Source organism: Paenibacillus sp. D2_2, assembly GCF_031199965.1.
GTDB lineage: Bacteria > Bacillota > Bacilli > Paenibacillales > Paenibacillaceae > Fontibacillus.
Genome location: NZ_CP133605.1, coordinates 2606599 through 2625753 on the forward strand (window position 1 = coordinate 2606599; position 19155 = coordinate 2625753).

At 45.7% G+C, this 19155-nt stretch carries 15 protein-coding genes and 4 pseudogenes; 15 read left to right on the forward strand and 4 right to left on the reverse strand.

Features of this window, described 5'->3' with window-relative positions; all coding sequences use genetic code 11:
- Positions 1–7 precede the first annotated feature (7 nt).
- The 8 genes and pseudogenes from RE628_RS13285 (at position 8) to RE628_RS13320 (ending at position 6163) form a co-directional block, all read left to right on the forward strand.
- A complete protein-coding gene (locus tag RE628_RS13285) occupies positions 8–499 on the forward strand; it encodes a DedA family protein (RefSeq protein ID WP_309159109.1) in 492 nt (163 codons plus the stop codon).
- Between the two features lie 139 nt (positions 500–638).
- A complete protein-coding gene (locus RE628_RS13290; protein ID WP_309159110.1) occupies positions 639–1529 on the forward strand; it encodes an NUDIX hydrolase in 891 nt (296 codons plus the stop codon).
- On the forward strand, positions 1530–2090 hold the full coding sequence (locus tag RE628_RS13295) for a riboflavin biosynthesis intermediates N-glycosidase (RefSeq protein ID WP_309159111.1): 561 nt from the start codon (positions 1530–1532) through the stop codon (positions 2088–2090).
- A 104-nt stretch (positions 2091–2194) separates the two neighbouring features.
- A pseudogene (locus tag RE628_RS13300) lies at positions 2195–3369 on the forward strand (DUF4272 domain-containing protein).
- Between the two features lie 162 nt (positions 3370–3531).
- Positions 3532–4571, forward strand: a pseudogene (locus tag RE628_RS13305) (YdcF family protein).
- Between the two features lie 43 nt (positions 4572–4614).
- Complete coding sequence (locus RE628_RS13310) at positions 4615–5088, forward strand: GNAT family N-acetyltransferase (protein WP_309159112.1); 474 nt, start codon at positions 4615–4617, stop codon at positions 5086–5088.
- 248 nt (positions 5089–5336) lie between these two features.
- Positions 5337–5516: a hypothetical protein gene (locus tag RE628_RS13315; RefSeq protein WP_309159113.1), complete on the forward strand. Its 180-nt coding sequence runs from the start codon at positions 5337–5339 to the stop codon at positions 5514–5516.
- A 38-nt stretch (positions 5517–5554) separates the two neighbouring features.
- Positions 5555–6163, forward strand: a complete 609-nt coding sequence (locus RE628_RS13320) for an imm11 family protein (protein ID WP_309159114.1) — start codon at positions 5555–5557, stop codon at positions 6161–6163.
- 166 nt (positions 6164–6329) lie between these two features.
- On the opposite strand, the gene RE628_RS13325 is transcribed toward RE628_RS13320, so the two are convergent.
- Both RE628_RS13325 and RE628_RS13335 read right to left on the reverse strand, forming a co-directional pair.
- Positions 6330–6521, reverse strand: coding sequence for a helix-turn-helix domain-containing protein (locus tag RE628_RS13325; RefSeq protein WP_309159115.1), 192 nt, complete (start codon positions 6519–6521; stop codon positions 6330–6332).
- Positions 6522–6770: 249 nt separating this feature from the next.
- Positions 6771–7565: a hypothetical protein gene (locus RE628_RS13335; RefSeq protein WP_309159117.1), complete on the reverse strand. Its 795-nt coding sequence runs from the start codon at positions 7563–7565 to the stop codon at positions 6771–6773.
- A 262-nt stretch (positions 7566–7827) separates the two neighbouring features.
- On the opposite strand from RE628_RS13335, the gene RE628_RS13340 reads away from it, so the two are divergent.
- Together RE628_RS13340 and RE628_RS13345 are read left to right on the forward strand one after the other, a co-directional pair.
- Positions 7828–9102, forward strand: a complete 1275-nt coding sequence (locus tag RE628_RS13340; protein ID WP_309159118.1) for an MFS transporter — start codon at positions 7828–7830, stop codon at positions 9100–9102.
- A gap of 53 nt (positions 9103–9155) precedes the next feature.
- The gene (locus tag RE628_RS13345; protein WP_309159119.1) at positions 9156–11447 is read left to right on the forward strand and encodes a glycoside hydrolase family 3 protein; all 2292 of its coding nucleotides are present in this window, start codon (positions 9156–9158) and stop codon (positions 11445–11447) included.
- A gap of 82 nt (positions 11448–11529) precedes the next feature.
- Here the strand turns inward: RE628_RS13345 and RE628_RS13350 are convergent.
- Together RE628_RS13350 and RE628_RS13355 are read right to left on the reverse strand one after the other, a co-directional pair.
- A pseudogene (locus tag RE628_RS13350) lies at positions 11530–12689 on the reverse strand (cobalamin-independent methionine synthase II family protein).
- A gap of 108 nt (positions 12690–12797) precedes the next feature.
- Positions 12798–13728: pseudogene (locus RE628_RS13355) on the reverse strand (LysR family transcriptional regulator).
- A 182-nt stretch (positions 13729–13910) separates the two neighbouring features.
- On the opposite strand from RE628_RS13355, the gene RE628_RS13360 reads away from it, so the two are divergent.
- From RE628_RS13360 to RE628_RS13380, 5 genes are all read left to right on the forward strand, one after another.
- Positions 13911–14888, forward strand: coding sequence for a helix-turn-helix transcriptional regulator (locus RE628_RS13360; RefSeq protein ID WP_309159120.1), 978 nt, complete (start codon positions 13911–13913; stop codon positions 14886–14888).
- 236 nt (positions 14889–15124) lie between these two features.
- The gene (locus RE628_RS13365; protein WP_309159121.1) at positions 15125–16177 is read left to right on the forward strand and encodes an ABC transporter substrate-binding protein; all 1053 of its coding nucleotides are present in this window, start codon (positions 15125–15127) and stop codon (positions 16175–16177) included.
- A gap of 3 nt (positions 16178–16180) precedes the next feature.
- Positions 16181–17299, forward strand: coding sequence for a FecCD family ABC transporter permease (locus tag RE628_RS13370; protein WP_309159122.1), 1119 nt, complete (start codon positions 16181–16183; stop codon positions 17297–17299).
- 1 nt (position 17300) lies between these two features.
- Entirely contained in the window at positions 17301–18098 is a 798-nt protein-coding gene (locus RE628_RS13375) for an ABC transporter ATP-binding protein (RefSeq protein ID WP_309159123.1), read from the forward strand.
- Positions 18095–19150: an MFS transporter gene (locus RE628_RS13380; RefSeq protein WP_309159124.1), complete on the forward strand. Its 1056-nt coding sequence runs from the start codon at positions 18095–18097 to the stop codon at positions 19148–19150. The genes RE628_RS13375 and RE628_RS13380 overlap by 4 nt, the downstream gene beginning before the upstream one ends.
- Positions 19151–19155: the final 5 nt, after the last annotated feature.

A 19155-nucleotide genomic window follows, 5' to 3' on the forward strand; every position in this document is an offset into this window, starting at 1 on the left:
GGAAGTTATGGAGACAGCGATCGATTTTATTACACAATATGGATATTTTGCAATTCTAGTGTTGTTGGCATTAGGTATTGTAGGGCTTCCGATTCCAGATGAGACACTTATGGTGTTCGTTGGCTATTTAGCTTCGGAGCATATATTGAACTATTTTCTAGCCATTATTATAAGCTTTATAGGTTCAGTAACCGGAATGGCCATTACTTATGTGATTGGGAGAAGGGTCGGCTCACCCATTATCGAGAAGTGCGGTAAGTGGGTCGGACTGACTCCGAAACGATATGACAAAGTTAGAAACTGGTTCAACAAGTACGGTTCCTGGACGATAGTGTTCGCTTATTTTATTCCCGGCATCCGGCATGTTACCGGCTACATGTCCGGGATTTCATCCCTTCCGTTTCGAAAATACCTATTCTTCTGCTGTACAGGAGCATTGGTATGGGCCATTTTGTTTATCTCGCTTGGATATTTTATCGGTGACCGGCTTCTGCGGTAATGAAAATGGACATATGTAACATTATTATCCTGCGTTGAATTTGACAACGCGGGATTTATAACATATATTGTTAGTAACAAAAGGATATTAACAATATGATACTAAGAACAAACTTTGATTACGGTGTAGGTGACGATTAATGGAATTAAGGGATCGCAATGGGTTGACGGAACGAGAGTTCCTTGAACAATATCGAGCTGGAGATTTTGAGCGCCCGTCGGTGGCCACAGATATGGTCATCTTTACAGTGAGTGATGCGGAGGAAGATAATTATCGCAAGCTTCCGGAGAAGGAGCTGCGCATCCTGCTCATTCAGCGTGGCGGGCATCCCTATCTGGGACAGTGGGCGCTGCCGGGGGGATTCGTCCGTTCTACGGAGACGACGGAGCAAGCGGCTCAGCGAGAGCTGCGGGAGGAGACCGGCGTTGATCATGTCTATCTGGAGCAGTTGTACACCTTCAGCGAACCGGGTCGTGATCCACGCACTTGGGTGATGAGCTGCTCTTATATGGCGCTCATTGATAGTAGTCAGGTTCAGGTCGAGGCTGGGGATGATGCGGATCATGCGGCTTGGTTCCAGCTCTCTCATCGATTGCTGCGGGAGTCAAAGGAGCTGTTGGAGGACGGGTATATCAAGACGATGCAGTACGATCTCAGCCTGATCTATGGAGATGTTTGCTTGAATGCTGTCGTAGAACGGAAGATCACATCGACGGCTACAGCCCATGCGACGGAGTACGCCATAATCTCCAATGAAGGGCTTGCCTTCGACCATGCGAAGATTATCACGTGCGCTATCGAACGCCTGCGGGGCAAGGTTGAGTATACGGATATTGCTCTTCATTTAATGCCTAAATTGTTTACCTTAACAGAACTGCAGCAAGTATACGAGGTCATTTTGGACCGAGATCTGCTGAAGGCGGCTTTCCGCAGAAAGATCGCCGATCTTGTCGAAGTGACAGATCATTATACGGAGAATGCCGGTCATCGTCCATCACGGTTGTACCGGAGAGATAGGGAGAGGATTTAATTGATCTATAACATAGATGACCTTCGCAAGGCCCATAATGCGGGTCAAAAATTTAAATATGTATTCTTCTGGGGGCATACACCGCCGTCAGACGGCAGTGTTAATCAGAGTTGCTTCAGTCAATGGTGGAAGATCGAATTTACTGTGGACGGTCAGCGCTATTCCTGTACAGAACAATATATGATGGCGGAGAAGGCGCGTCTTTTCAATGACAGTGAGATGGAAGCTTCGATAATGAATGCCAGACATCCGAAGGAGATGAAGGCCTATGGCCGAGCTGTGAAGAACTTCGACAATGAAGTCTGGGAACAGAACTGCTATGACATTGTGAAGCGAGGTAACTTGGCCAAATTTTCGCAAAATCCGCAGCTTGGTAATTTTCTGAAGACAACGAAGAGTCGGATTCTCGTCGAGGCCAGCCCGGTTGACCGCATCTGGGGTATTGGGATGGGGAAGGACGATCCCCATGTTGAGAATCCGATAAAATGGCGGGGACGTAATTTATTAGGTTTTGCACTGACTGAAGTACGGGATCAGCTCTTAACCGAAGATAGAAAGTAGGGTCGATTGCTCCAAAGATCGGAAGTGGATTCATTTGACAGTCTCTTCGGAGGTAAAGTAGGCTAAAGTTATACCCTATTGCACAATTGAGGAGGTTACAGATTTTGAAATATTTCTCCATATTTGCTTCCAAAAATGATATTGATGATCTAGAAGGCAAGATAGCGAGCGTGTTCGCTAAAGGTTATAAAGTTGGGATGAGTGGAAGCGATTATATCCTGCAGACTAATTCATTATTCAAGAAGCAGAAGCTGACGATTCGGGCCTTGACTGAGGATGCCAATCCGGATTATTTCGAGACGAATATTCCCGGGATGATGGGCTTTTATGAACGAATCGCTTTTGCAGATGGGCACCTGAAGGACTTAGTACTTACGCAAATCTCCGTATTTAATACGCTACTTACGGTCGAAGCAGAGAAGGAGCTTAGTGAAGAGCAATGGAAGCTATGTCTCGAGCTGATGTCTGCCCTTGGAGGCATCGGATTTCTACAGGACGGTACCCTGCTTGACAGTGACGGTCAAGTCATTGTTCATCCGGACGGAAGTTCTGGTCCTGCGGATTTTACGCCCATGCGTGCACGAATAAAATAATGGGTCCTCAGAAGACATCTGAGGAAGGCGCCCGGAGAAAGCAAGCGTCTATCTCTTACATACGTGAACGTGGTATACCTTATCTGGATTCTATGCCTGAGCTCCCGCCCGTAGCGGAATGTCGGTGGAAGACACCAGAAGAAATCGCAAGAAGAGCCGTGGCCCTGTTGATCGTGATTCAGTACGCTTGCGATGTTGCCCAAGGAGAAGAGCTTGGAGAGTCCAGGGACTTCATCAACAATCTACTGCGGAAATTCGGTGTAGAGGAACAGCTGACCAACAATGAGCGTGAGCTGCTACAGGACGAGCATCCGACGAATCAGGCAGCAATCAATATTACTTGGCAATATGAAGCTTATTGGGTATTGATCTGGGCGCTCGGGCTCGTAGAGAAGCTTGATTTTCCCGATCAGGTTTGTGACTGCGACTATGCCATTCAGGTCGTCTCAGAATGCGAATCCTTCGATGAATTCTATAAGAAGACATCGATACGTAGCCATGAGGTAATTCTTGACGAAGCCGACAGAATCTACCGTCTGCACTGGGCGTGTGTAGATAGTCGGATCCATGGTAAGAAAGCACCGGCTGGTATGAACGAGAGCATCGTCATGGAGAGACGACGTGGTTTGTTCTGGATGATCGGCCGCTTCGATGAAGGTTGGGACGATATTTCGATGGACACCTAGTCATAGTTAAATAGTCTCTGTTTACATGAATGACCGCCTTTTTATGGGCGGTTTCCTTTTTTGTGATATTCTTATAAGGCGTTCGGGTAGGGGAATAATCTCCACTTGCCAAAGAGACGATACATATATGTAATTTATTGATGGATGGGGTGTACAGCATAGATGATACTTGCTTTGTGGATAGTTCCGCTTGTCACATTAGTTATATTCCTCTGGTTCTACCTGAGAGATCCTAGGCGAATTATCAATGGCTTTCTGTTTAACATATTTGCCCTTTCAACTGCTGGAATATGTATTCTTGCAGCAATAACGTCCAATATTTGGATTCTTCGATTACTTGCGATAATTCCGATTATTTTAATCTTTTTGGTATTACTTTTTGGTGGATTCGCCTTGGCGATCCTCTTGGTGATTAATGGTCGTATCTTAATCAAAAAAGAAGGACGGAAATTTTCAAATTATCTCGCTTTAATATTAGGAATCTGTATCTTAGCTTATATCGTTATTACTATTATTCAGCCGGTTAGTTATGTACCATGGTGGGTACAAGTTTTATATTCAGGGATAACGATCTTACTATTTTATTTCTTTATCGATTTGTCCAGCTTCCTGTCGGCCTATTTTCTGTATCAGTTCAATCGTCCGAAATTGAATCAGAATTTTATTGTTGTACTCGGGAGCAGAATAATTGGCTATAGAGTTCCACCTTTGCTCGCAAATCGTATAAATAAGGCGATTGAATTTTATTATCGTCAGGAAACGGTGACAACACCGCCCAAGATCATTTTCTCCGGGGAAAAGGGTCGGATGAACAAGTGTCAGAGGCCGAAGCGATGCAAGCTTATGCGTTAGAAAAGGGAATTCCACTTGAAGATACCATTCAAGAGAATCGTTCCAGAAATACGTATGAGAATATGCTGTTCTCCAAGGAAATTATGGAGGATTTGAGCGGCGGAAAAGAGTATAACAGTATTTTCACAACGAATAACTTTCATCTGTTCCGAGCTGGGATGTATGCGCGCTTAGCAGGGTTGTCAAGCCAAGGGATCGGAGCTAAGACGGCTCTATACTACTGGCCAAATGCGATGATACGGGAATATGTCGCTGTTGTCGTCATGAATAAGAAGCGGCATAGTATCGTCTCCGGTATCTTATTAGGGATTCCGGTCGTTGTACTGTTATTTACATTTTTCGTGAAGTGATGACGGATTCGAATCAGAGTTAGAAGGGGAGAGGTGAGTATTCATGGACATAAAATATTCAATAACTCAAGCAACGCTTCAGGATTTGGATGATTTAGTGCTGTTATTTGACCTTTATCGGGTATTTTATCAGCAGCCCTCTGATTTGGAAGGAGCGAGGGCATTTTTATTCCAACGCTTCAATCATGCCGAGTCGGTGATCTTTATTGCACGAAATGCTTCGAATGGTTACGCAGCTGGATTTACTCAGCTCTATCCTACATTTTCGTCCATTTCTATGCATCGTTCATGGATACTTAATGATCTGTACGTACGGGAAGAATGCCGTAAAGAGGGCATTGGAGAGCTGTTGCTGAAGCAAGTGAAGGAATTTGCAGTATTAACTAAAGCAAAAGGCATTGCACTGTCTACGGCCCCTGATAATATCAGGGCTCAGTCACTATATGAGAAGGAAGGCTATGTTAAGGACGATGAGTTCTATAATTATTTCTTGGCTATAGCTCAAGAGTCATTGTAGGTTCTACTTAACTTCAACAGTGAGTTATTGGTGGCATTCAATTGAACCACCAAGAGATTGAAAGAAAACAGTATCGCTACTCTAAGGATAATCTTTGATTATTGAGCAGTCGTTATGTTATTAAAAAATAAAGGCAGTCGATTGCCCTACAGAATGAAGGAAATAAAGTGCTGCAATCTATTAGAACAGAACTGATTGAGGGTATAATCGCACTAGGAAAAATCAAATAAAATAGAGGGAGGTAAGCGATGAAAGTCTGGAAATGGGGCTATGAATCTGATAAATATGATTCTTTTACTTTTCCTAACCGTGATGCGGTAAATGATTATTTAGATCCTTATTTTAATGGAACTGTTATCGGGGAAAAATGGGAGAGGTTCCGTTTGAAACCTATCGTTCTCGGAAGCGTTGTGACTGTACAGGGATAGGTAGCCATATTCCTATATTCTGTGAACGTGCCGTAGAAGTGCTTGCACCTTATCTCAATTCGAATGTAGAGTTACTGCCTTTACAGCATCCTTCAAAGCGTTTCTATGCTGTCAATGTCATTAGGCTTATAGATGCATTGGACTATGAGAATTCAGAAGTTGAATATGTTGAGGGACAGCCCGGCTTTGTTAGAGATGTTAATCGATTTGCATTCAAGCTGGATGTGATCCAAGAGTCCCAAATCTTTATGATTCCAGAATATAAGAGTCTACGTATTTTTGTGACGGATACTTTTAAAGAGGCAGTAGAAGATAACGGGCTAAAGGGATTTACTTTTGAATTGCTCTGGGACTCCGAGATGAATAATGATGCTGAGGCAGATTTGGAGCGGCAGTATCAAGAGGCATTTGCGGCTGTAGAGCGTAACAAGGGTGAGAAGTTTTCTTTTGACGAGGCTATAAAAAGAATGGAAGCCGGGGAGAGCTTAGCGAGCGGTCAGTGGAGACTTCAGCAAGCACCTGACGGTACGGTAAGACTTGGGAATTTACAGGCGGATGGCAGCTACAGCTGGATTCAGCCAATCTTTTATCCTCCAGCCTTGCTTGACCTGAAATGGCATGTAGTAGATTCCCTACCGCTGAAATAAGAGACTAACTGTCGTACCCCTTACATTGAACTTTCGTTAGACGTGCGAGCATTTCATGAGCATATAAATAGTAACAGATTTGAAAGTTTACAAGTAAATAGAAGAAGGCTGCCAATCCAGTAATGGATTGGCAGCCTTTTTATCTCGCTCCGAACCTGCATAACGTCTAGACAGGATGATCCTTGTATTGCCTCGGTGTAACACCGGTATATTTCTTGAATACCTTCGTGAAATGGCTCTGATCGTGAAAATTAAGCAGACTGGCGGTTTGAAGGGGAGAAGAATCGGAGAAAGTGAGAAGCTTCTTAGCCTCTTCAATCTTCTGACGCTGAATATATTCGGTGACGGTCATACTCATCTCTTGCTTGAAGAGCTTCGAGAGGTAAGCGGGATGGACCCGGCAGCGTCTGCAAGCTCAGTCAGTTTAATCTGTTCATAGATTCGGTTGAATATATAGTTCTGACAGACCGCGATCGGCTTGGAGCTTTGATTTATGCGCTGGCGGCTGACACGGTCGGCGAAATCATTCATTACCTCCTGCATGGCTTGCGAGACTTCCTCCACCTCGTTCAACTCCTCAATATGCTGAATCCAGAGGTCGCAGATATTAAAAGCTACTTCTTGGTATAATCCGCCGTCGATCGCAGCTTGCATAGAGTGCGTAATGAGACAGATGGCCAAATTTTTCTCGTTGCGGAGCCGCTTTTCGAGACAGGATACCACTATTCTCTGCCGAGAAAAGGTCACGATACCGGAACAATTCCTCTTTGCGTCCTTCCTTCACCCATTGCAGCAGCAACTTACCCGACTTCAATTGATCGTGTATGTTCATGTTTAACCGCCTATCCAACAGACTTCGTTCCAACTCGTTGTTCAATTCGTGAGTCTTGAAGAACGGAACGCTACAGTCGACCACTTCTGTTATATCGAGCGGTCGGCGGAAAATTAAATAATTGAGTAGGATCCCTGCATGCAGCATCGATTTTTGATAGCGTACTGGCAATTGCTTATAGTATGCCCGCAGCGAATCAAGATGGACACCTGATAAGCCGTAATCGTATAGGAAGCCTTCAAGCATCTCGTCCGTAACCATCGAACTTACGGCTGGACCAATTACGATTGCTCCAGTGAGACCGGACATATCGCTGAAGCGGAGCCATACGTATTGGTCGAATCCATTCCAGGTGCTATAGCAAGGGATATCGCATGGCGAATGTTCTGAGAAAATACCAGTGAGAACTGTATTTCCATCAGGATCTAGCGGATGCAATTGTTCACTGCGCCCTGAAACGAATATAGCTTCTGTCGTATGATCGGCACAGAGCAGTCGTACAGGGAGCTGTAGATTATCGTGAACCATCTTAGCCAACCACAATTCGTTATCTATGATAGTTTGTTCCATTCATTTGCCTCATTTCTTCTATACAATTCATTACGAAGTTAAATATATACCAGTTAGACTGTAATTCTACCATAAAATCAATCCTGTATGCGTTACAATTTCACAAGATGAAGACTTAAGGGGGCAGCAAGAGAATCTGAACGGAAGCTAGTCACCGGTCTGGTGCAATAGATGGAGTGTCACAAACCTTCATCAAATAAGAATCAAAGTGTTTATATTCATAAAATTGAAAACGTTCACTTATTAAACGGGAGGCTAAGAAATGGACGGTACAATGAACAACGAACAGAGAGTAACACCGTTCAAAAGATTAACATTCGGCATTATGCTCGGATACGCTTGTATGATGATTGCGCTCATAACTCCGGCAATGCTGTTGCTGACATTTAAAATGATCGAGATTAGTCCGGACAATTACACAACTTCATTCGGTCTTGTAGCCGGAATTGGCGCGTTCTTCGCATTGATCGGTAACCCTATTGGGGGAACGATCAGTGACCGTACAAATGTAGCATTCGGCCGCAGACGAACCTGGTTCATCATTGGACCGATTGTCGGCTGTGTTTGTCTATTATGGATCGGTATGGCAACAGAAATCTGGCAGGTTACGGTTGCCTGGTCGATTGCACAATTTTTCTTTAACTTTGGTATGGCAGCGTATACGGCACTAATTCCAGATCAAGTTCCACTAGAGAAGCAAGGAACGATCTCAGGTATTCTCGGTCTCGTCTCGCCGCTTGCCGTTGTGATCGGAATGGCACTGATGACTATGATGACCGACTCTGCATCTCTTGTGAAATGGACCTTGCTCGCGGTTATTGGCATTGTTGGACCGATTATCAGCGCATTCCTGATTAAAGATAGCAAAGTTGAGATCGTAAGGGCCAGACCCGATAACATTCCGTTTGCCAAGAAGCTCGCTAATCTGTATCCAAGTCCGAAGAAGTACCCGGAATTTACATGGGCTATTTTTTCTAAGTTTTTGCTGATGATGGGATTTGGAAGTAGTTCGTACTTAGCCGTGATGCTAGTAAATCGTATGGGTTATACCGAGGCACATGCAACATCGGGGGTGGCTACGCTGCAAATGATCTCACTCGCCGCTATGTCTCTAACAAGTGTAGTTGGTGGGATGTTGTCAGACAAAGCTAAGAAGCAGAAACCGTTCCTTTATGGGTCTGCTTTTATCATGATGATTGGTACTCTAGTGTTCGCATTCATGCAGGATTTCTCGGTATTCATTGTTGCTACCGTCATCATTGGCCTTGGAGCTGGCTGTTTTACAGCGGTGGATACGGCCTTAGTCGCTCGTATATTACCGCGGAAAGAAGATGCTGCCAAAGACTTTGGACTCATGAATGTGGCTAATGCGCTGCCACAATCAATTGTACCGGCTATTGCGCCTCTGCTACTTGGTATAGGAGGATGGGCATTCTTCTATATCGCACTGGCATTATGTCTTGTATTGAGTATGCTCGCTACGAAGCCGCTTCCTGAAATAGGGAAGCGATCCAGTGTGGATACTGAGCAGCAATAATAGGCAGATAGATACAACAAGATTAACTTAAAATGAAAGGTAGGATTTACGTAATGACGAACCATGATGATACTGCTCTACACTATGAACCAACGATTGAATACGTAAAGAATGAGAACGGTCCAACGTTAGGCTATTCCACTGACTCTGGAGTTCGAATTATCGAGAAGGATGGCTTGCATTTTAAGAACTTGAGTAAAGACGGTGACTTGAAGCCTTATGAAGACTGGAGACTTCCTACTGAGGAGCGTGCCAAAGACCTCGCTTCCAGACTTTCTGTTGAAGAGATCGCAGGCTTAATGCTGTACAGCTCGCACCAGAATATTCCGGCAAGAAGTGGTGGCTGGTTTGGGGGAACGTACGCCGGTAAAGCTTATGAAGAGAGTGGCGCCAAGCCATGGGATTTAACCGATGAGCAGATTTCTTTCCTGAAGCAGACCCATCTTCGTCATGTATTGATTATGACGGTTGATAATCCGGAAATGGCGGCACGTTGGAACAACCGTCTCCAAGCTGTAGCCGAAGGAAGCGGCTTTGGTGTTCCGGTAAACAACAGTTCCGACCCTCGCCACGGCTTTGACGCTAGCTCAGAGTTCAATGCCGGTGCAGCATCAACGTCCCGTGTGTCATTTTGGCCAGAAACGCTTGGACTTGCGGCGACTTTCGATCCTGAGATCACGAGACAATTCGGAGAGATCGCATCGAAAGAATATCGCGCCCTCGGCATAGCAACTGCGCTGTCGCCGCAAATTGATATTGCCACCGATCCACGCTGGCATCGCTTCAACGGAACATTCGGCGAAGACTCCAAGCTGTCGGCCGATATGGCCCGTGCCTATGTCGACGGTTTCCAGTCATCCGAGGTTGAGCAGTCAGAGGGATGGGGCCCAGGTAGTGTAAATGCGATGGTGAAGCATTGGCCTGGCGGCGGCTCGGGCGAAGCCGGCAGAGATGCGCATTTCGGTTGTGGCAAATATGCGGTATATCCGGGCAATAATTTCGATGAGCATTTGATACCGTTCACGGAAGGAGCCTTCCAGCTTGAGGGCAAGACCAGACGTGCTTCGGCGGTGATGCCGTACTACACCATCTCCTATGACGAGGATAATAAGAACGGTGAGAACGTCGGCAACTCTTATAACCGTTATTTGATCAATGACTTACTACGGGAGGAGTACGGTTATGATGGAGTAGTATGTACAGACTGGAGCATTACGGCTGATGAATCCGAACACAAAGGCACCGTTTTCAGCGGCAAATCATGGGGAGTTGAGCATCTCTCCGTAGCTGAAAGACACTACAAGCTACTGATGGCAGGCGTCGACCAATTCGGCGGCAACAATGATGCAGGTCCTGTACTAGAGGCTTATCAAATGGGCGTAGTAGAGCATGGGGAGGCGTTCATGAGAGCGCGCTTTGAGCAATCGGCAGTACGGCTACTGTTGAACATATTCCGTCCTGGTCTGTTCGAGAATCCTTATTTGAATCATGAAGAGAGTAGTAAGATCGTAGGCTGCCCTGAATTCATGGCAGCAGGTTATGTGGCTCAACTGAAATCTATAGTTCTGCTGAAGAATAGGGGAGAGGTGCTTCCGATTCAGGGACGGAAGAAAGTCTATATACCTAAGCGGTTGCTGCCTGCAGGAATGAACTGGGTCGGCATGCCGACACCGGAGAGACTGGAAGATCCCGTTGATCTTAGTATAGTAGCTGAGTATTTTGACGTCACCGACAATCCAGAAGAAGCGGACTTCGGACTTGTGTTCATTGAAAATCCAGACTCTGGTATCGGCTACAGCCAGGAAGATGCGGAACAAGGGGGCAATGGTTATGTACCGATTAGCCTTCAATATCGTCCATATACTGCTGAATTTGCCCGTGAGCGCAGTATTGCCGGTGATCCACGAGACAGTGATGTGCTGAATCGTACGTACAAAGGCAAGACCGTGGAGACGCGCAATTCGCCTGATCTGGATGTCGTTCTCGATACGAAGGAGAAGATGAAGGGCAAGCCGGTTATCGTATCCTTGCTGCAGTCGAATCCGACGATTGTTGCTGAATTCGAGTCAGCACCTGATGCTATCCTCACTAACTTTGGTGTGAATGTCCGAGCTATTATGGAAGTGCTGACAGGCTCCTATGAACCGTCTGGTCTGCTGCCATTCCAAATGCCAGTTAACATGAAGACGGTTGAAGAACAATTTGAGGACGTTCCACATGACATGGAGTGCTATATTGATACAGAAGGTCATGTTTATGATTTTGGCTTCGGATTGAACTGGAGCGGTGTCATCGAGGATGCACGGACGGCGAAATACAAGAAGACACAGACACGTAATAAATAACTGCAAAAGGATGGCTCCCGTACTACAATGGAGTCATCCTTTTAAATTTCAATGTGTCAGATGCTTCTAATCCTTACAGCAATCACTCGCCCCAGTATTTCAGAGCAATGCTTTGCCCTTGATCAATCTTCGCCCATTGCTCATCCTCGGTCAATTCATTGCCGCCGTCACAGGAGGCAAAGCCACACTGGTGCGAGAGGAGTAAGCGTTCTTTCGGGATAATCTTGGACGCTTCGTCAAGTAATTGGAGTACGCGGGATTCGTCATCAAGGGTATTTGTTTTGCTCGACAGTAAACCAAGCACGATTTCAGTATCTGGCTTATCCTTGAACACTGCAAGTGCGTCAAGCGAACCTGCTCTGTCGTCATCCCACTCCAGGAAGAAGCGGTCGTATTTCAGTTGCTTTAAGAACAAATCGGCAATTTTGCTGTATGAGCCACCGCCCATATTTCGGGAATCGTAGTTGCCACGGCAATTGTGCGTCCACATTTTCAGCCCGAGGCTGTGACCGAAGTCAATCACTGTGTTATTGATGTCGATAAATTCCGCCGCCAACGCTTGTACAGTTTCTTGATCAATATTTTGACCCGTGTACGGAGAGTTAGGATTGTCGTCCGCAAAAATCTCCCAAAGGCAATCATCAAATTGCAGAATTTTACCTCCTGCTGCAGCGTATTCCTGAACGAATTCTTTGTACGCTTGAATAAGCCCCGCTTTTAATTCCTGCGGTGTGGCATAAACAGAATCTTTGTCGCCGATGTTGTCCGACCACGAGAGCTCCCCAAAGATATGCGAAGGCGATGGGATGCAGAGCTTCGTCTCTCTGTTGCCAGCAATTGCCGCTTGTTTTTTGAATACTTGAATAAAGTTATGGTTCTTCCCGCTTAGGGGTTCAGTAATCCGCAGACCAATGTCACGACGTGTCTCATATTTCTGAGTTTCATCCTTGTCGCGGAAAAAGTAGCCGTGGTCGGCAATATACCGGCTGATGCCTTTTAGCCCCCATACGAAATCCAAATGCCACATAGACTTCGAGAACTCGCCGTCCGTAATAATCTCGAGCCCATGTTGAATTTCCTTATCTATTACATGTTTCGTCGCTGCATGTTCACATTCCTCATATCCAGTTAAATCAGCATAGAACGGATATGTAATATCGTCACGATGCTCGATTTGGTGTTTGTAGGTCAATAGATTTTCGGGCGCAATAGACTGCCGACAGTTTGAAATTTCTTGCTCATTGGAAACCCTCCTAAATGTTTGATACCAAATGTTTGATATAAACAATCTAATATAAGAAGGGTCATATAGGGTAACTCCAAATTTCTATGTTCTGTTATAGCTATTAACTATACCTGACCATCCATAAGAACATCGTAAGCGCCCACGACCTGCTTTAATTCCTCAAGATACATTGTTGCCTGTTTGGTGAGTTGTATCGAATTATGCGCAATCCAACCAACCTCTATCGTATCGTCGATACGTAGCGGTACGGCCGTAATATTGTCTCCATTCAAGTCTGCGCTAACAATTCCCGTAGATATCGTGTAGCCATTGAGACCGATCATCAAATTGAAGATGGTTGCCCTGTCACTAACGCGTATTGTCTTTTTACTGTATGCCGTACTGAGAATTTCTTCCGAAAAATAGAACGAGTTATTCTCACCCTGATCAAAGGAGAGGCAGGTATAGTCTTCCAAGTCCTCAGGTGTGACGTACTTTTTCTTGGCAAGTGGATTTGACGCACTGACGAAAATATGTGGCTTAGCAATAAACAGCGGATGGAAGGTCAAGCCGTTCTCGCGTAGCAGCTTCTCAAGCACTCTTCTATTGAACGGATTCATATATAGAATGCCAAGTTCGCTTCGTAAGGTTTTTACATCCTCTATAATTTCATGAGTCCGTGTCTCGCGCAGTGTAAATTCATATTCATCCGCATTGGTCTTCTTGACCATATTTACGAACGCATTTACTGCAAAAGCATAGTGTTGAGTTGAGATGGAGCAGAGACGACGAGAGGGCTTCTTGCTCAAATAGCGCTGCTCAAGCAGGCTTGCTTGCTCGACAACTTGGCGGGCATAACCCAGAAATTCCACGCCATCCATCGTCAGTGTGATGCCTTTTGGTGTTCTATTAAAGAGTTCAACACCGGCTTTCGGCTTCCAAGTCTTTCACTGCGTTGGACAAGCTCGGTTGCGAAATAAATAGGCTTTCCGCCGCTTTATTGATCGAACCACAGTTCACGATTTCGATAAAGTACTTAAGTTGTTGTAAAGTCATTGGATTTTCCTCCCGGTCAAGTTTGGGATATTTATTCTCTTTTTTGTGCTCTTATTCTCTATGTTATATACATAGTATCAGCGTAAAATATTGACTGTTGTTTGCAGAATTATATCATATTCAGTGCGCGCAAAATATTTTGAATGAAGTAATGAAATTAACGGAGCTAGAAGGTGGCCTGAATGACTTTAAATATACTGAACAGCGAGGTGCACAGCCTCTTTGATCAATTTACGGATCTGATTCAAGGACAAACCCGGCAGCGGTCATGGGAACAACATATCACGATTCCTCCGCAGGTTGGAGAGGGAAGCATTTTGAGAACGCCGATCCGTCCCGGTATGGAAATTGTTGTAACCGACCTGACCTACGCACAGGATATGAAGCTTCGCATTCAGGAAGCCTGCCCGCTGTTTGAGCTTAGCTATTGCCTTAGCGGAGACATTTACTGTGAATGGGATGGCAAAGAAAGCCATACTCGTCATTGGACGGGCAATGTGCTATTTTTCGAGGATGAATTGGTCTATGAAGAGAAGAAGGCGGATGTCCGTCATCAAATGTTGGAAGTCCGCTTGTCCCCTCAGGCGCTGTTCCATTATGCGGCTGATCCGAGCGAGAAGCATAAAATGAAGACATGGCTGGCACGCCATAAGGGACATATTAATCCCTACCCGAATACACCGGAGATTCATCGATGTGTGTCGGATATGATGAACTGCACTTATGATGGTGGGCTGAAACGACTGTATATGGAGAGCAAGGCGATGGAGCTGATCGCTTTGTTTGGGAAAGTGGAAGGCCATGAAATGGAGAGCCATAGCCGCTTCTTGACCCGTGATGATCTACTGAAACTGGATCAAGCCAGGGAACTGGTGATTCTCAATTTCGAACAGCCGTTAACGCTTCAGGAGCTGTCGCGTAAAGTCGGGCTCAATGAATTCAAGTTGAAGAAGGGCTTCCGGGAACGTTTTGGTATGACCGTATTCGAACTGGTGCGGAAGAATAGGATGGAGAAGGCCCTGTATTATATGGAAATACAACGGATGAATATAGGGGAAGCGGCGGTAGCTGTGGGCTACAGTAATGTCAGCAATTTCACGACAGCTTTCCGTAAAATTTACGGATACAATCCAAGCGAATATCTCAGAAGTTTCAAATAATTATAGTAAATAGAATAGAAGAGATGTTATAAGAGGGATTTTCGGACATGATCAGCATGTTCGAAAATCCTCTTTGGCTTTTTCGGCTCCTTTTACAGGCAAAGAAAATCCCTTTGCAGGTAGAACGCTGAATCATTATCACTGATAATGATTATCAATTGGTCATGCTGCTAGTTCCAATATTTGCTGGAACGAAAAGCATGTCCAAATTTGCAGGAATTTCAGGGGAGGCAATCATGAGAAACTCAAGCAATAAAATGATCCAGTTCACTATACTTTTAACGGTGCTCGCTTTGTTTAGCGCTGCATGTGGCAATTCGCCGCATCAAGGAGCTCATTCAGCGAATACCGATAGTCAGGCCGTGGAAGGCGGAACATTAGCTGGTCATAATGGCAGTCAGCATTACCCGGTTACGCTCCGAATTTATACGGACGAAGGGAAAGAAATGAAGCAGACCATTGAGAAGGAACCGCAAAAAGTAGTCGTACTTGGAACAGCTATGGCAGAACTGATGATTCAATTCGGGCAAAAGGATAAAATTGCCGGTCTGGCCTATCTGGATCAGTCCTTTTCTCCATATACGGATGAAATCGCCAAGTTGCCGCTCTTAACTGAGCTGTGGCCGAGTAAAGAAGCCGTTATCGCCCTGCAGCCCGATTTGATCTATTCGATGTCTTCGGCATTTAAGGAAGATCGGTTAGGCGGGATATCCTTCTGGAACGAAAGGGGCATCCAGGTGGTTCCCGCATCGAATTTCAATATTGGACGCAGTATCGATTACTATTTCGACGATATCCGGAACTTTGGAAAAATCTTTAACGTGGAGGAGCAGACGGATTCTTACCTTAAGCAGCAGCAAACAAAAATCGATGAAATCACACAGAAGGCACAGCATGTGAAGGCTAAGCCTAAGGTGTTGCTGCTGGCAAACGCCGGGCGTGAAAATTACGATTATTATCCTCCATCCTGGTGCGTGATCGATGAGATGGTGGAAGGATCGGGCGGAGAGTATATGCAGTTATCGGATGGGTACATCGAATTGCAAATCGAAGCGATCATTGCTGCAAATCCGGATAAAATCATCTTGACCCATTTTCAGGAAAGCGACCATGAAAGCATCAAGAATAAGCTGCTCTCTAATCCGCGCCTGAAGAATATGAAGGCGATTCAAACCGGGAATGTCATGGTGGCGGATTACACAAATGCCATTCGAGGTGGATTGCAGCTCACGAATTTGTATGAAGAAGTTGCTCGATTCGTACAGCCCGAGCTGTATGGAGGACAATAAGCCATGGTAAGGCTGCAAGCGTATGAGAAGATCAAAGGCCACTGGGCTGATTTCGAGAAGTTAGCAAGCAGACGTTCTTCATTTGTCCTGATGATTTGTGCACTCGTTCTCGCTTTGATTTGTTCGATCGGACTAGCTTTGTCGATTGGTCAAGTATCGGTTTCCTTTGACGATGCGATGCAGATCGTCGTAAATCAGATGTTTGGCATCTCACTCGAACATCTTGATGGGACGCTCCCAGTTGGGGCTATTGATATCATTTGGAATATTCGCTTCCCAAGGGTATTGCTGGCTATGACTGTAGGCGCGGGGCTTGCATTATGCGGGACGGTCATGCAGGCCTTCGTGCAAAATCCGCTGGCGGATCCTTATATTCTCGGTATCTCGTCGGGTGCCTCCTTGGGGGCGACCTTCTCCATTATGCTGGGGATTGGGACAGCTAGTCTCGCAGGAAGCATGGGGGTGGCCTTTTGGGCTTTTATAGGGGCGTTAGGAGCAGCCGGAGGCGTGATGATATTAGCCAATTTGGGCGGAAAAATATCATCTGCCAAGCTGGTGCTAATGGGTACTGTAGTTAACGCACTATGTAGCGCATGCTCCAATTTCATTATATATATGGCGAGCAACTCCGAGGGAATTCGCTCGGTTACATTCTGGACGATGGGCAGCCTTGCTTCCGCCAAGTGGGATAGCTTGCCGCTTGTTGGGAGTATAACGATCGCTGCCGCATTCTTTTTTATGATGCAGTCACGGGTGCTAAATACGATGCTGATGGGGGACGAAGCAGCTATAACGCTTGGTATGAATATGAAAGCCTATCGAGGATTGTATATGGTGATATCTTCGGTTCTGACGGGGACACTTGTCGCGACATGCGGTATTATCGGTTTTGTCGGGCTTATCATTCCGCATATAGCAAGGGGTTTGGTGGGCTCAGACCATAAGCGATTGCTGCCGGTATCTATATTATTTAGCGCTATCTTTCTTATTTGGACAGATGTGCTGGCAAGGACGGTTATACCTAACAGCGAACTGCCCATTGGAATTGTAACGGCGCTTCTTGGAGCACCGATGCTGATGTACATGCTGTTGAAGAAGAACTATGGATTTGGGGGTAACTAGCATGGAACTGGCAGTCAATGAGATTGTAGTAGCTGTTAATGGCGTCCGAATTGTGAATGAAATTTCACTTTATGTCGGGCAAGGTCAATTCGTTGGAATCATCGGACCAAACGGCTGTGGTAAATCCACACTTCTAAAATCAATCTATAAAGTAATCAAACCAAAGCGGGGGGCGGTGTTTTTAGATAGTATCGATGTTATGAAGGCGAGGCCAAAGACGGTTTTTCAAAAGATGGCCGTAGTTGGACAATTTAATGATATGAATTTTGATTTTACAGTACTAGAAATGGTGATGATGGGGCGCACTCCGCATAAACAGCTTCTGGAGTCCGATCGCAAGGAGGACTACACAATCGTCCATAAAGCCCTGCAAAAGGTTGATCTTCTGGATTATGCGGATCGGAGTTACTCTACGCTCTCCGGCGGCGAGAAGCAGCGAGTCATTCTGGCACGTGCCATTGCACAGCAACCGGAGCTGCTCGTTCTGGATGAACCGACCAATCATCTGGATATCAAATATCAGCTGCAGCTATTGTCTGCCGTTAAATCGCTACAGATCGGCACTTTGGCCGCTTTACATGATTTGTCGCTTGCGGCATTATACTGCGATGTGCTGTACGCGGTCAAAGACGGGGAGATCGTGGCCAGCGGGACGCCGGAGCAGGTGTTGACCAAAGATCTGGTCCGGCATGTCTACAATATTGACTGCGATATTTACAACAATCCAGTGAACGGGAGAATAGCCTTTGCGTTTCATCCGAATGGAGACTGCTGCAGCGAAGGGAGCTGCCATAAATGACTTTGAATAATCCGACTGCGGCCCAGGTAAGTGAACTTGATCCAATACCGCAGGCCCATCCGCGCCGTTGGTTCGCCTTAATTCTGATTTTGCTGCCAACGCTGTTGATCTCGCTGAACAATTATATGATGCAGGTGGCGCTTCCAAGCATGCAAGCTAGCGTTCATGCCAGCTTCGCTGAAGCTCAGCTTATATTTTCAGGATATTCGTTAGGGCTGGCCATTGCCTTGATCCTGGGTGGGAAGCTGGGAGATTTGTATGGACGAAAACGAATGTTATGGATCGGAGTTATGGGCTTTACTTGTATGTGTTTGCTCGGCGGCTTGGTGTCCGACCCGACCTTACTCATTATGATTCGCATCGTTCAAGGGCTGTCGGCAGCGATGATTCAACCGCAGGTCTTGTCCATCATGCAAAGCAGCTTTCTCCCCAGTGAAAAAGGATTCGTCTTCGCTATTTACGGCGCAGTTATCGGTATCGGATTCACGTTGGGGCTGATCCTGGGAGGCTTATTGGTGGACTGGAATTTATTAGGTCTTGGTTGGCGAATCGTATTTCTGTTTAATGTGCCGTTTGGATTGCTGGTGATGCTGGGATTGCCCATCGTCCCTGAATCCCGCGGACAGTCCAGTCAAGGTATTGATTGGTTCGGGATCGCATTGATCATTCCGGGCTTGCTCATGCTTATCTATCCGTTAACCATTGGGCAAAAGCAAGGCTGGTCGCTATGGATCTGGGGCTGTTTGATCGTGTCCATCTTGCTGCTATTGGTATTTGTACTTTTGCAGAAACAGAGAGAAGAGACGGGGCGCACCCCATTGGTGGGGCTATCTATTTTCAAAATTGGCTCATTCCGCGTTGGAATCATTACAGAGCTGGTCGTATATCTTAGCATGTTTACTTTTTTCTTCATCTTGAATTATTATTTGCAGTCGGGACTCCATTTCGGTATTGCAGAGACGAGTCTTGTCTTTTTACCGCTAGGCCTTGGATTTTTCACCACCTCATTATTGTCGTCACGGATGGTGCAGAGATGGGGGCTATGGTGTTAAAAACC